This is a genomic window from Nitrospirota bacterium (assembly GCA_013388455.1).
GTDB lineage: Bacteria > Nitrospirota > Thermodesulfovibrionia > Thermodesulfovibrionales > SM23-35 > JACAFF01.
The window spans coordinates 1-14,530 of sequence record JACAFF010000042.1 but is presented as its reverse complement, the minus strand read 5'-3'; the positions used below and the strand labels follow the sequence as shown (position 1 = coordinate 14,530).

Sequence of the window (14,530 nt, the reverse complement as noted above, 5' to 3'; positions counted from 1 at the left end):
CAAATTTTGTATTTTTATAAATTTTGTAATAAAGTTTTGAAGAAAAACCTCTATGAATTCAGGAAAGAATCAATTCGATCTTTGAGTTGTTGTTTAGGAACAACCCCAACTATATGGTCAAGTTTGACGCCGTCTTTGAAGAACATAATAGTAGGTATTCCCATTATCTTATACCTGGTTGCAATATCAGAATTCTCATCTGTATTCAGTTTTAAAACCTTTATTTTACCCATATACTCTTTAGCCAATTCTTCAACTGTTGGAGAAATCATTCTGCAAGGCCCACACCACGCTGCCCAGAAATCAATCATCACAAGGCCTTGAGCTTTTATTACTTCAGTTTCCCATGTAGATGATGTAACCTCATGTACCACTTCTGTCATCCTCCTAATTTTTAGCAGTTATTTTTTAATACATTTTAATTATATTTTTTCATTACATTTTTTGTCAATGCTACGAATTGACGTGGATTTTTTTAATCAGAAATCTTTAATTCATTGACACTATTTAGTTTTTTCTGCTATTTTTTAACGATGAAGAAATGTTTCTTATTTGTCTCTATAATCTCAGTCATATTATGCAGAAATACATTTGGATTTGAAATAAAAGGGCTCCAGCCAGTAGATCCTTACGGTATATTTTCTACCTTCAGTGCAGAAAGTCTTTCAAAGGGAAAAGTTGCTGTTTCTACTGGTGCTGAGATATCAATTGATCCTGATTTTTACAGGCTTATTTTTAAAACTGCTTATGGTGTTAAAGATAATGTTGAACTTGAAATTACTATTCCATTTGTTTTTGGTTCAGCTTCTGTTGATGCTTTTGAAGATATCTCCCTCGGGTTCAAACATCGTTTTTTTGAAGAAGGGAAATACGGACCTTCATTAGCATACCTAATTACAGCTTCAATTCCAACAGGTCGAGATGAAATAAGTACAGATGGTAGATACGGTGCTGGTTTCATTATGAGTAAAAGAGTAGGGCCTGTTAACGGTCATTTTAATCTTTTTTACATAGAATCGGGCACAAAAAGCCTTGATGAAGAAATATCATTTCTGGCAGGTCTTGATTTTTCAGCTTCACACAATTTTAAAATTCTTGCAGAACTTTATTGTAAAAAAAGTAACTGGAGTGAAAATATAGATCTAATCGAAGGAAGATTTGGATACCGTATAAAAACGACAGACTTTATTTATACTACTTTCGGTGCCGGGTTCGATTTTAAGAACAGAAACCCTGAAACAAGAATAATGTTTCTTGTAACTTTCCTTTCACCGTCAGAAAAGAAAGAGGTTAAAAAGATATACGAGGAGGAACAGTAATTCCATGTTTGACATCGGAATGCCCGAACTAATAGTAATATTTATCGTTGCTCTGCTCGTTTTTGGTCCTAAAAAACTTCCTGAATTAGGACGAACTTTAGGTAAAGGTCTTGGAGAATTAAAAAGGGCATTTCAGGATGTTAAAGAGCAGGTTGAAACAGAATTTGAAGATACTACCTCTGAAATACGTAAATCATTTTCAGATGTAAAAAAACAAATAGAGAGTGATGTGAAAGAAACTGGGAAGTCGATAGACAATACCTTAGGGGAAGTAAAAAAACAAATGGATAAAGAGACAGCAGAAGTCAATAAAGCTCTTGATACTAATACGAAAGATAAAGCTGGATAAATGTTAATTTATGAGCATATCTTTACAAAAATTCCTCTTGAAAAATGGAAGATTATGACGACGACTGAATCTGGAGCAATAGTATGACAGATCCTAAAACGATGTCTTTCATGGAACATCTTGGAGAGTTACGGAAAAAGCTGTTTATATCAACTATAGCACTAATTATAACTTTCTTTATTTCATTTAATTTTTCTGAATATATATTTGAGTTTCTAATGTTTCCTCTCCATTACCATTTAACTGTTTCATTGAAAAATAAATACATGTATTTTATATTCCAGGATATACTGAAGGATACAAAGCTCGTTTTTCTATCTCCTACAGAAGGATTCTGGATCAATATGAAAGTTGCACTGGTTGCCGCAATATTCATCTCCTTGCCTCTTATTTTTCAGCAACTCTGGAGTTTCGTATCTCCAGGTCTTCACATGAAGGAAAAAAAATATATTTTACCTTTTATAATTTCAGCGACTATGCTTTTTTTGATAGGAGCTGCATTTTGTTTCTTTATTGTCCTTCCTTATGCATTAAGATTTCTATTGACATATAAAATTGGGAACTATATGATGCCTATGCTTTCCGTTGGAAAGTATGTTGATTTTTGCCTTAAGTTTATCCTTGCATTTGGCCTTGTTTTTGAGCTACCGATCATAATAATTTTTTTCACACGCATGGGTTTTGTTACTCCTGATACATTAGCAAAAAAGAGAAAATACGCTATTTTGCTCGCATTTGTTGCTGCAGCAATCCTAACCCCTACGCCGGATGTTTTTAATCAGACATTGATGGCTATCCCCATGATTGTTTTATATGAAGTAGGGATCTTGATGTCAAGAATATTCATCAGTCGGAGTTTAGTCCAATGACGACAATAAGAGGTAAGAGTCTGAAGGCTATTGCCTACGATATAGCAGAGGGTTATGTAGTTGTTAATCCTCTCTTTTTAAAGCCTCTTGATGCAGAATCTTTAAAAGGACTCTATCATGAACTTTTAAAGGCTCAAATAGAAATTCGAGGCCAAAAATTTCCTCAGGGAGATACACAGGCAATCCGATGGAGAAATACAAGGCTGCAGCGAATGAATTCAGCGGTCATGATAATAAAAAACTTTGCAAGAGAACGTCGTATAATTATTATATGAGTTTGACCACCTTAAAAAAGTGTGTTAATTTTAACTATGGAAGTTTCTGATGATATAAAGGAAGTGAAGGATATCCTTCAGAATATCTTAAAAGCAAAAAAAACTTTTAGGATGTATCCTCGAAACAATCCTGTTTACTTAAAGACGCTGGATGACACATATGCAAAATTTAAAGATTTCCTCGTTTACAAGGATCATCTAACATTTAAATTTAAACAGAATTCTATTCTTTATGATACAGAACAGATTTATTACAATCCTGACAAAGAAGATAATATTGCCCTATTTTTCTTTAAAGATGGTTTAAGAGAATTAACATTTAAAAATGGTTTGACACAGGAAGAACTTGAGGAATTTTTAAAAATAATTGCAATGGATTTTGATAGAGAGGCAATAGATGACGATATAGTAACTCTTTTGTGGGAAAAAGATTTTCAAAATATCAGTTATATTGTAGACGAAAATTTTCTTATTGATATTGACGAAGAAGATTATGCATCAACCGTAGAAGAAAAGGTAAAAGAAAAGGTTACAGACTTAAATGACCTTATGAGAGCTTATTCAGAAGGTTTTCAAGAAGAAGATGTGAAAAAAATTTCAATTGTATCACTTACAGATAATGACTTAAAATTACTTGTTGAAAAACTCGAAAAAGACACAGATAATAAGTTAGAAAAACTTGTAAACATTCTCTTCGAAATTATTTACCAATACGAAAATAAAAGTGAGTTAGAAAACGTTTCTTTATTTCTCAAAGATATTATTCAATTTTCAATGAAACATGGGGAATTAAAGATAATAGTGAATATATTGAAAATGGCTCAGCAGTTTATAGAAGAACCATCTTTTAAAGAAGAAGACAAGAAATATGTGAAAATGCTTTATTCATATACAGGTAGTGAGGAAATTATAAGTCTTCTTGCAGAGATTCTTGACAGCGGTATCGAGATTGAAGGAGGCATTTTTGAGGAATTCATTAGATTTATTGACAAAAATTCTATTCCGGCTTTCATAAAGTTTCTTGGCGAATTAAAAACTATCCGTGCGAGGAAGAGCGTCATCGAGGCTCTTATAATTCTGGGATCTAAAGACATACAGTCAATAGCAAAAGGATTAAATGATCCAAGATGGTATGTTGTAAGAAATATTATTTATATTCTCAGAAGAATTGGTGATAGAAGATCTCTTGATTATTTAATAAAAACAGTAAAACATCCAGATATAAGGGTCAGGAAAGAGGTTATAAAAACATTAGGGGAACTTGGTGGAAAAGAAGTGATCCAGATTCTTAAGGAATTTCTCGATGATACAGATATGCAAGTGAGAATTGCATCAGTAAAATCACTTGGCAATACAGGTTCAGAGGCAGCTAAAAAAATAATTTTTGAAAAAATTTTGGATAAGGCATTTAAGGATAAGGACATTGAAGAAAAAAAGGATTTTTTTGAAGTATTATCAAAATGGAAAGATCAAGATGTTCTTGATTTTTTAGTTAAAATCTTAAGAAAAAAAACGTTCTTCAACAGGGCAAAACTATATGAAAATAAGGCATGTGCTGTATTTTGTCTCGGATTAATCGGAAGCAAAGATGTTTTGCCAATACTTGATGAATTCAAAAATTCCGGGAATAAACTTCTAAGAGATTACACTCAGGCAGCACTCAAAAGAATAGAATATGGAAGTTAAAGAAGAAAAAGAAATAAGAAAAAACTACCAGGACATTATCAATCATTTATCTGTTATTCTTCGAACTGCACAAATTCATGATACAGATAATATTGCTGTTGTAACTGCTATTGAAAGATTTCTTTCTCTTATTAATTCTCTTTTGCGTTATGAAAATATTATTTCACTTGATCTCATAGGTGAATTTTTCTATATAAATGATAACAGGGTTCGTTACTCACTTGAACATCTACTGAACTTTGATTATTTAACGAGAGAATTAAAGAAACGTCGGATCGGGAGTATTATTTTTAAAAATATTATTAGTAAGAAAGATATTCAATTATTCATAAAGGCATTTCTTGCAGCAGGAATCTCAGATTCTCCTTATGAGATAATGTCTGATGGACTTGAGGAATCAGATAATATAGAGATAGGTATACTGAAAAAGATAAAGGAAGGGGAAGAAGTAGACAGGCGCAAAATAATTAAAAAAGTATATTTCAACGCAGTTTCTTATTCAAAGGGTGTTATAACAAAAATAAAGGCTGGAGAAAAAGTTAATATCAAAAAGGCAAAGAGAATAGTTGAAACGATGGTTGATCAAATATTAGAAGAAGAAAAGCTCCTTTTAGGTATGACAGCTATAAAAGACTACGACGAATATACTTATCACCACTCGGTTAATGTTAGCATTTTATCTGTAGCCCTCGGACAACGACTTGGATTGAGTAAGAAGATACTTACAGAACTTGGACTTGTAGCACTTTTTCATGATATAGGAAAGATCGAAATTCCGAATGATATTCTTAATAAATCAACTAACTTCACCGAGGATGAGTGGAAGCTTATCAAGCGCCATCCGATATGGGGTGTTATAGCAATTTTAAAATTAAGATCAGTTGATAATATATCCATTCGTTCATCTATTGTTGCATTCGAACATCATATGAATTATGATCTTTCAGGATATCCAAAAGTCCGACGTTATTCTGAGCTCGACTTTTTTTCGAGAATAGTAAGTCTGGTGGATCAGTATGATGCAATGACTTCTGCCAGGGTATATTCAAGAATACCTTTAGCTCCAGATAAAGCATTGAGTGTTATGATGGAAAGATCCGGCTCACAGCTTGACCCTCTTTTGTTTAAATTTTTTATTAATATGGTCGGAGTATTCCCAATTGGAACTTTAGTAATGCTTGATACAAGAGAACTTGGACTTGTATATGAGAGTGATGTTGTTTTTGCTGATAGACCTCGGGTAATGATTATTATAGATAGCAATGGTGAAAATGTCCGTGGACCGGTTGTAGATCTTAATGAAAAGAATGAAAAAGGAAAATATATCAGATCAATAGTAAAAACCCTTGATCCGAATAAATATAAGATAAATCTTGCTGAATATTTACTTTAAGAGGAGGTTAACATATGAAAAAATTTATCTTTTTTATGACAATGTGTTTTATGTTAACGTTAGTTTCAAACATTTTTGCAGATGAAAAACCACGAGTCGGCGTTTTAAGATTCACAAACCACACTAGTGCAGGTTGGTGGTCATGGCAGGTTGGCAGGGAGTTACAGGATATGTTAGCTGCAGAACTTGTAAGCACTAAAGCATTTCAGGTGCTCGAAAGAAAGGAGTTAGATGCTGTTTTAGGCGAGCAGGATCTGGGTGAATCAGGAAGAATAGACAACAAAACTAAAGCAAAGATAGGGAAAATAAAAGGCGCACAATATCTTGTTGCAGCTACTGTTTCTGCATATGAAGAAGAAACAAGCGGTTCAGGCGCAGGGTTTGGCATTGCAGGTTTTAGAATAGGTGGTTCCAAAGAAAAAGCCTATATTGCAGTTGATTTAAAGGTTATTGACACCGAAACCGCTGAGATAGTAGATGCAAGGACCATAGAGGCATCCTCGGCTGCAAAAGGAATCAGTTTAGGTGGTGGTGTTGGAATTTTTTCAGGCAGCCTTGCCAAACATGAAAAAACACCTACAGGAAAAGCAATTAGAGCCTGTATAATTGAGATTGCAGAATATCTCGAATGCTCTCTTGTGAAAGGTAAAGATGATGAATGTATGCAAGAATATACAGAAAAAGAAGAGAAGAGGAAAGAAAGGACGAAGAAAGCTATTGAATTAGAATAAGAATTTTTGAATTTTAGTTAAATTTTATTTATATTATATACAAAATTTATGTATAGTTGGGTAATATGATTATTGGAAAACCTCTTTTTTCAGAGAGTCAAATACAGATTCGTGTTAAGGAACTTGCAGATAGAATCTCAAAGGATTATTCAGGAAAAGACATAATTGTTATTGGAATACTCAAAGGTGCTTTAATGTTTTTTTCTGACATCATCAGGCGTATAACTATTCCAATTACCATAGATTTCATCATTGCCTCAAGTTATATAAAGACTCAAACATCAGGTGAGGTGAAGGTTTTTTATGACGTTCGTGAAGAAATAACTAATAAAGATATTATTCTTGTAGATGATATAATTGACACTGGAATTACTTTGAATAAAATAAGGGAGAGAGTTTTTTCAAGAAGACCAAAAAGCATAAAAATATGTGTGCTATTAAACAAGAAAGATAGACGGCTTGTTGATGTTCCACTTGATTATGTAGGCTTTGACATCCCTGATGAGTTTGTGGTCGGTTACGGGCTTGATTACGAGAACAAATTCAGAAATCTGCCTTATATTTCGGTTTTTAAAAAGGATATCAGAAGTGTTTGAATTGATGATAGAAAGTAATTTCTCCGCTGCTCACCAACTTAGAGGTTATAATGGTGACTGTGAAAAAATTCATGGTCATAACTGGAAAATTCAGGTATATGTTCTTGCAAATAAGCTAAATGAAATCGATATAGCAATAGATTTTCATGAACTGAAAGACTTAACTGAAGAAGTTATCGCTCCTCTTGATCATAGTTTCTTGAATGAGATATTTCCTTTTACTGAAAAAAATCCTTCTTCAGAAAATATTGCAAAATGGATTTTTGATTTACTCAAAAAAAAGCTGAACGATGACAATGTTCATTTATCTGCTGTAACTGTGTGGGAATCTGAAACAGCCTCTGCTACATATTTTGAAGAGTAATTTTAGATAAAAAACAATATTATAATAGATTTATATTTAAAAGGGAGGTTTCATTCATTTTGTCAATAAGAATTGCTATAGGATGCCATAGCTATCTTCTCGGTGAGGGCATTAAAAGACTTTTTAAAGGTGACCCTGATATAGAAATAATAGGAATATTTGATGAAGGTATAGACTTTGAAGAGATAATAAAACTAAATCCAGATATTATCCTTGCTGATTTTAAAATATTTCGCTCTTTCCCAAAAGAATTTCCGTTTGATGATAAAAAAGTAAAAATCCTTCTAATAAGTGATAAATCCTGGTTTTATGACTATGAAAAACATGTTCCTGAACTAATAGTTAGAGGGGTATCAGGAATCCTTTCTCCTGAAGCAGATTTTGCTGTGTTAAAGAAAGCTTTGAGGGTTGTTCATTCTGGAGAGTTATGGCTGGATCGTAAGGCAATAAAAGACGTAATATTGCAGATAAACCAAGCAGAAAAGAAAGTGCATCTTACCAAGAAAGAGAAGGAAATATTGAACCTCATTTGTGATGGATACAGGAATAAGGAGATTGCTCAGAAGCTTGATATTAGTGAATATACCGTTAAATCACATTGTAACAGGCTTTTCAAAAAGTTTGGCGTATCAGATAGACTTCAGCTTGCATTGTTTACGCATAAGATGTGGTATGGATGTATCTAAAAGTTTTAAAACTTTAGTTTGTAATAAAACATAACTTTTTAATGCAAAAATTAACCTTTAGGGTAATTGTAAATTCTTAAAAAATGGTTTAAAAATTAAATAAAAATACATCGTCTTAGAGGTAACAATTTTTAAGGGGGCAATATTTGATTTTAAGGATAATTTGTCCTAAATGTAACAAGGATTCATACAGTTCTTCTGTAGAAAATTTTAAGCCATGCCCTTACTGCGGAATAATTTTTAGCGGAAAATATGGAGCTGATAAAAGAAAAGAATATCGTAAAAATAAAGAAATACCATGTGTATGCACTTATAAAGATATTCAAATGGAAGCTACTACTGTGAATTTCTCAAATACCGGTATTGGTTTGAAGATATTCGGCATGCCATCTTTTCCTTTAGGTGACATATTAGAATTAAAATTGGCTGATTCTCCTATTAAAGCTGAGATTAAATGGGTAACAACTTCACATGATGAAGCTATATCACTGACAGGCCTTAAAATTATAAACGGAAGTTTTAATTCTATTGAACTTTAGTTTTAAATCTTTTCTCATACTTTATTTTCTAAAATTACAACTTTTTTCTAATTGAATTTTTAGAAACTTCAATAGATAATTATAAAAATACCTTTAGCCTTGATTATTCATAAACTATGGTTAATAAGACAGGTATTTTGCCTCTTTCCCCCTTTAATTCCCCCTTTGCGAAGGGAGGACCAAGAGGGGTGTATTTGAATGTTGGCAAAATAAATCCGCTTAAATACTATGTCCTGTCAATGTCTTAAAAATTTATGAATAATAGGGGTTAGTGCTATTTAAATATTCAAATGAATATCTTTGTCCTTATTACGAATCGTTTACTTTGCGAAGGACTTTGTGAACTTCTAAGAAAAGAAGAAGGCTTTCAAACATTTTGTTATCATGATGGTAATAAAATATTTTTTTTAAAACCTGATATTATTTTGATAGATATTAATAATCTTAACCAAAAACTTTTTTCACAATATCCTAATTCTAAAATTATACTTATTGATATCGGGATACATCAGGATGATATTATATCTGCATTGCTTTCCTATAAAATTTATGGAGTTATTTCAATACATACAGATTTAAAATTGTTTAAAAAAGCTTTAAAAGTTGTTCATGAAGGCCAGATCTGGATAAGTAACAGCACTTTGAAGGAGTTTCTGCATAACAAAGGGCTTATCTCTAAATCCGGTAAAATAAAATCTCTAACATTCCGCGAAAGAGAGATTATAGAATATGTCAGTCAGGGGTATAATAATAAAAAAATTGCAATGAAGCTCTCGCTTAGTGAACAAACTATTAAAGCACATTTAAATAGAATTTACAAGAAGTTCAATGTATCGAACCGTTCTCAGTTGATTGCGTTTAGTATGAATAACCACAAGATTAATAATCAATCGCATACCTGCATTATTTAAGTCATAAATTCAGCAATAAAAAGATAAGTAGAAAACTTTTAAAACCTATCTCCTTTTTGTTAGAATTAAATTTTAAAAAGGTTTTCATTTGGCAAGTTCACTGTGAACCTTTAATTTCTAAAAGATTATAGATTATGGAGGACAGAGATGGATTACTTTTTATCTGAAGAGCAAAAAATGATAAGAGATCTTGTTAGAGAAATAGCAGAAGATAAAGTTGTTCCTGTAAGAGCAGAACTTGATGAAAAAGAGGAGTTTCCATGGGAAATTATGAAAGTTCTTGCACAGTCAGATATCTTCGGCATCTTTGTTCCAGAAGAGTATGGTGGACTTGGTAAAGGTTGTCTTGAACTCTGTTTAGTTGTAGAAGAGCTTTCGAGGGCTTGTCTTGGTGTTGCAACAACATATGCAGCGAATGCACTTGGAACTTATCCGATTTTACTATTTGGAAGCGAAGAACAAAAGAAAAAATATCTTCCTGATATTGCTATAGGCAAAAGACTTGTTGCATTTGCGCTTACCGAACCTAATGCTGGAAGTGATGCTGCTGGCATACAAACAACTGCAAAGCTTGATGGAAGTGAATATATATTAAACGGAACAAAACAGTGGATTACCAATGGAGGAGAGGCGGATATTTATACAATAATCGCTATGACTGATAAAACAAAGGGTGCACGTGGGGCATCTGCTTTTATTGTTGAAAAAGGAACGCCTGGTTTCCAGTTTGGAAAGAAAGAAAAAAAGATGGGTATAAGGGCATCTACAACAAGAGAGTTGATATTTGATAACTGTAAAATTCCTAAGGAGAATATTATAAGCAAAGAAGGTATGGGATTTATTATTGCTATGAGGACACTCGATAATGCAAGGGCTGGTGTTGGAGCCCAGGGTGTTGGGGTAGCACAAGGAGCTTTCGAAGAAGCTATAAAATTTGCCAGACAGCGTATTCAGTTCGGACATCCAATAATCAGTTTTCAGGCTGTTCAGCATATGCTTGCAGATATGGCAACAGAGATAGAAGCAGCAAGGGCATTCTTGTATTGTGGAGCACGCTATATAGATAGTGGTGCGAAGGATATATCTAAAGTATCTGCAATGATAAAGGTTTTTGCAACTGACATGGCAATGAAGGTGACAACAAACGCTGTGCAGGTTATGGGTGGTTCTGGATATATGAGGGAATATCCTGTTGAGAAAATGATGCGTGATGCAAAAATTCTTCAGATATACGAGGGAACAAACCAGATACAGAGGAACATAATCGGACAGTCACTCATAAAAGAGTCTGCAAAAAAATAATTAAAAGGCAGACTTTTTAATCCTAAAATTGCATTTTTGGGTTAACCATCATGGAGAAGAGAAAGATAAAAATTACTATAAAAAATATTACCCTATTCGCAGAATTATATGAAACAAAGACTGCAATTGCGATTTATAATGTCCTTCCTATCGAAACAATTCCAGAAAAATGGGGAGATGAATACTATTTTGAAATCCCTGTAGAACTGCCACTTGATGAAACAGCCACTTCCAGAGTAAAAATTGGAGATATTGGTTATTGGCCACCAGGAAATGCACTTGCAATCTTTTTCGGGCCTACACCTATAAGCAAAGGCTCTGATCCTGTGCCTGCAAGCGATGTGAATCTTGTTGGTCGGATTATTGGTGATGCTACAATTCTCAGAGAAGTAAAGGGTTCTATCAGGATAAAGATCGAACATGCTTAAAAATAAGACTTTAGTTTAAATTTTTTTTAAAACCTTTGTAGGTCTTGACAAGATAAAGAGATTCAAAGATAATTATCAATGAATAAGTGAGAGGGGGGAGTGTTTATTATGTATAACAAAAAAATCAGTATTTTAGCACTAATATTTTCCTTAATATTTCTATTTTCATCATTAGTTTATGGCTCTGAATTAGATGATATAAAGAAGGAAATACTCATGAAAGGCGCCAAGTGGATTGCTGGTAAAACTTCGGTCTCTGAATTATCTCAAGAGCAAAGGAGATTTCGACTTGGATTTATTAAACCTGATCTTACAGGTGAAGAAAAGTTTATAACATTGGGCATTCGAATCTCACCTCCTTCGTCACTTGATTGGAGATCTAATGGAGGCAATTATGTCACACCTATAAAGGATCAAGGTGACTGTGGTTCATGTTGGGCATTTGCAACAACTGCGGCACTCGAGTCAAAAGAATTGATTACATATTCCTATTCTGGATTTAACAGAGACCTGTCAGAACAAATTGTAGTATCATGCAGTCCCATTGGTGGTTGTTATGGAGGCTATACGGATATCGCATCGAATTTTCTCAGAAATACTGGAACAGCCTCAGAGATATGCTATCCTTACACCGCAACGAATGGGAACTGTTCAAATGCCTGTTCAAACTGGCAAAACAAAGCACACAAGATTTATGAATGGGGTTATGTAGCAACTACTAATCCTACTGTAAATGCAATCAAGAATGCGCTATATTTGTATGGCCCATTGGTGACATCAATGGATGTATATACTGACTTTTTTTATTACACGTCCGGTATTTATTCATATACATATGGAACCTATGAAGGTGGACATGCGGTGTTGATTGTAGGATATAACGACGCCGGTCAATATTTTATCGTAAAAAACAGTTGGGGAACAGGTTGGGGAGAGGCAGGGTTTTTCAGGATTGCTTACAGCGAGTTAGACTCTGTAGTTTGTTTCGGCGATTATACCATTGCTTACGGCGATGCAATCTACAACTGGTTTGAAGAAAACGATCCTTCACCTTCTATTGACTATGTGGGAACGTGGAATGTATATAACTGTTCTTCCTGCAGTGATCATGCACTGATGTATTCTAATGAGATCGGAGCAAGATTAAACTTTTCTTTTGACGGTACAGGAATAAGCTGGATTGTCACAAAAGCCCCTATACTCGGTAAGGCAAAGGTATATCTTGACGGTTCATATCTCGGCATGGTAGACCTTTACAGCCCTTCACCTCAGTGGCAGGTAATATTGAGAAAGACTGGACTTTCATCAGGAAGCCATACTGTCGGCATTGAGGTATCAGGGCAGAAGAATGCAAGCTCGACAGGATACTATATAGACCTTGACGCACTTCAGGTATTGCCATAAATAATAAAATAAGAATCGAGATGTATAGTTTAGAGAGTGGGGCGAGTTTAAACTCGCCCCTTTTTTTAATATTAATAACTTGCTGCTGAAGTGCAAAGGAAATCTGCAAAAATAGGTCCTACGGTCTGATTTGCAAGTGTATTTGGATGTGAATCGCTGTCTGAATGGCTCCCTTCATAATCATAACGAAGCATGTTTGCATTGGAACTTCCATCATCAGGATGTGCAAGATAATCAAAGAGGTTAAAGCATCGAACATTCGGATGCCCGCTAAGATAAGTATCGCTGCACAGCCAGTCTGCAAATGCCCTTGCATTTGCTGCTGTGGTTGAATTAGTTGCCAGCCTGTGTAAAGGTGGTGTTGACATTACAATGAACAGACGGTCTGTGCGTGTGTCAAAGAAATCCCTCATTCCGAGATACCATGTCTGATATTGTGCTAATGTTGCAGCATCAGGTATATTCGATGCAGGGAAACACGATTTAAAGGCAATCACCTCATGGTTGTTGAGAATCTGATTTCGTGCATTGACATAATCTGTTTCGTTACTTGTCCATAGATTATATAGTCCATCAGGGTCTGTATTGTCACCAGGGATATTGTAGTTTGTGCCTGTAAATTCTCCCTGAGGATTACGAAGTCCATCAGAGTTATAACCGTGATCCCAGAATTCAAACTGTGTCCCATGAGAGGAGTTATATGTTGAGATTACTCCTCTCATATCTCCTTCTACAATCAAACCATCACCAGTAGAATGGTGTAGAAAGAAGAGATTTGTTAGTGTTGTTGGAGGGGGCTCTGAACTACTTGTTGTAGTAAAACTCCATGTATAATCCGCTGCCATTAGATTTCCAGCTAAATCCCTTACACCTGTTGTAATAGTTGCAGTATAAGTTGTGTTATATGCAAGATTGCCTGAAGGGGTAAAGGTGGCTGTGTTTCCTGAATATGTTACTGTCCCTGAAACTCCTGAGACTATAAATGTAGATGTGTTAATAGTTGATGAATCCATTGCCTCTGAAAATGTTGCACTTATTGTTGTGCTAACAGAAACTCCTGTGGCATTGCCTGCAGGATGGATAGATGTAATAGTTGGTGGTGTTGTATCAGCAGGAGGTGCTTCACCTTCAAAGTAATGGGAGATGTTGTTATTTGTTTCATTGCTCTCTGTTATTGTATTGTCTGCGTCAATCACAGCAATCACATATTGTCCTGAGGCTGACTGCCCTGATGAGAAACTGTAACTCAGTTTCTTTGTCTTGGGTTTGCCTACCTTCACCTTTCCAGTTGCAACCTGTTTCAGAAATGTATCTTGGCTATCATATGTGTTATCTGTTGAAAGGTAGTATCTCACAAAAGAAGTTGTGGCATTTTGAGTCCCGATATTCTGAATACTCAATGTCCCGTTTATCTTGCACTTTGTCCCGGTCTTCTTAGCCTTGCAGGTCTGTGTCATTGTGAGCCATTGACCTGTAAGATCTGGAAGATTGACAGTTTGTGTTACAGCTGTCCCGCTAAGAGATACGTTTAGAGGAGAAGAATCTGAATCATTCGATATTATCTGTAATGTTGCAGTTTTTGACCCTTCTGATGTCGGAGAAAAGGTTACTGTAACAGTGCAGCTTCCACCTTGAGAGATTGTTGGTGTAAGGCTTGTGCATGTGCCTAACTGAAGTA

At 34.5% G+C, this 14,530-nt stretch carries 17 protein-coding genes; 15 read left to right on the top strand and 2 right to left on the bottom strand.

The window, feature by feature from the left end; translation table 11 throughout:
• Positions 1-50: 50 nt before the first annotated feature.
• On the bottom strand, positions 51-383 hold the full coding sequence (gene trxA, locus HXY53_10275; GenBank protein NWF76929.1) for a thioredoxin: 333 nt from the start codon (positions 381-383) through the stop codon (positions 51-53).
• Positions 384-533: 150 nt separating this feature from the next.
• On the opposite strand from trxA, the gene HXY53_10270 reads away from it, so the two are divergent.
• The 15 genes from HXY53_10270 to HXY53_10200 all read left to right on the top strand — a co-directional run bounded on the left by HXY53_10270 (position 534) and on the right by HXY53_10200 (position 12,852).
• Positions 534-1,319: a hypothetical protein gene (locus HXY53_10270; GenBank protein ID NWF76928.1), complete on the top strand. Its 786-nt coding sequence runs from the start codon at positions 534-536 to the stop codon at positions 1,317-1,319.
• Positions 1,320-1,323: 4 nt separating this feature from the next.
• A complete protein-coding gene (gene tatB, locus HXY53_10265) occupies positions 1,324-1,668 on the top strand; it encodes a twin-arginine translocase subunit TatB (GenBank protein ID NWF76927.1) in 345 nt (114 codons plus the stop codon).
• Between the two features lie 83 nt (positions 1,669-1,751).
• Positions 1,752-2,537, top strand: a complete 786-nt coding sequence (gene tatC / locus HXY53_10260) for a twin-arginine translocase subunit TatC (GenBank protein ID NWF76926.1) — start codon at positions 1,752-1,754, stop codon at positions 2,535-2,537.
• Complete coding sequence (locus tag HXY53_10255) at positions 2,534-2,812, top strand: hypothetical protein (GenBank protein NWF76925.1); 279 nt, start codon at positions 2,534-2,536, stop codon at positions 2,810-2,812. Before tatC ends, HXY53_10255 begins: the two co-directional genes overlap by 4 nt.
• Before the next feature lie 36 nt (positions 2,813-2,848).
• Positions 2,849-4,498, top strand: coding sequence for a HEAT repeat domain-containing protein (locus HXY53_10250; GenBank protein ID NWF76924.1), 1,650 nt, complete (start codon positions 2,849-2,851; stop codon positions 4,496-4,498).
• Positions 4,488-5,891 carry an HD-GYP domain-containing protein gene (locus tag HXY53_10245; protein NWF76923.1) on the top strand — a complete coding sequence of 468 codons (1,404 nt, stop codon included), beginning with the start codon at positions 4,488-4,490 and terminating at the stop codon, positions 5,889-5,891. Before HXY53_10250 ends, HXY53_10245 begins: the two co-directional genes overlap by 11 nt.
• A 14-nt stretch (positions 5,892-5,905) precedes the next feature.
• Entirely contained in the window at positions 5,906-6,622 is a 717-nt protein-coding gene (locus tag HXY53_10240; protein NWF76922.1) for a CsgG/HfaB family protein, read from the top strand.
• A gap of 65 nt (positions 6,623-6,687) precedes the next feature.
• Entirely contained in the window at positions 6,688-7,218 is a 531-nt protein-coding gene (gene hpt, locus HXY53_10235; protein ID NWF76921.1) for a hypoxanthine phosphoribosyltransferase, read from the top strand.
• Positions 7,211-7,582, top strand: coding sequence for a 6-carboxytetrahydropterin synthase QueD (queD, locus tag HXY53_10230; protein ID NWF76920.1), 372 nt, complete (start codon positions 7,211-7,213; stop codon positions 7,580-7,582). Before hpt ends, queD begins: the two co-directional genes overlap by 8 nt.
• Positions 7,583-7,641: 59 nt before the next feature.
• Entirely contained in the window at positions 7,642-8,268 is a 627-nt protein-coding gene (locus HXY53_10225) for a response regulator transcription factor (protein NWF76919.1), read from the top strand.
• Between the two features lie 146 nt (positions 8,269-8,414).
• Positions 8,415-8,807, top strand: coding sequence for a PilZ domain-containing protein (locus HXY53_10220; GenBank protein NWF76918.1), 393 nt, complete (start codon positions 8,415-8,417; stop codon positions 8,805-8,807).
• Between the two features lie 290 nt (positions 8,808-9,097).
• The gene (locus HXY53_10215) at positions 9,098-9,718 is read left to right on the top strand and encodes a response regulator transcription factor (GenBank protein ID NWF76917.1); all 621 of its coding nucleotides are present in this window, start codon (positions 9,098-9,100) and stop codon (positions 9,716-9,718) included.
• A 147-nt stretch (positions 9,719-9,865) separates the two neighbouring features.
• Positions 9,866-11,020 (top strand): acyl-CoA dehydrogenase family protein, encoded by a 1,155-nt coding sequence (locus HXY53_10210; protein ID NWF76916.1) that lies wholly within the window; start codon positions 9,866-9,868, stop codon positions 11,018-11,020.
• Between the two features lie 50 nt (positions 11,021-11,070).
• Positions 11,071-11,448 carry a hypothetical protein gene (locus tag HXY53_10205; protein NWF76915.1) on the top strand — a complete coding sequence of 126 codons (378 nt, stop codon included), beginning with the start codon at positions 11,071-11,073 and terminating at the stop codon, positions 11,446-11,448.
• A gap of 108 nt (positions 11,449-11,556) precedes the next feature.
• A complete protein-coding gene (locus tag HXY53_10200) occupies positions 11,557-12,852 on the top strand; it encodes a hypothetical protein (protein ID NWF76914.1) in 1,296 nt (431 codons plus the stop codon).
• Between the two features lie 71 nt (positions 12,853-12,923).
• Here the strand turns inward: HXY53_10200 and HXY53_10195 are convergent.
• On the bottom strand, positions 12,924-14,530 hold a 1,607-nt coding region (locus HXY53_10195; protein NWF76913.1), incomplete at its 5' end, for an Ig-like domain-containing protein.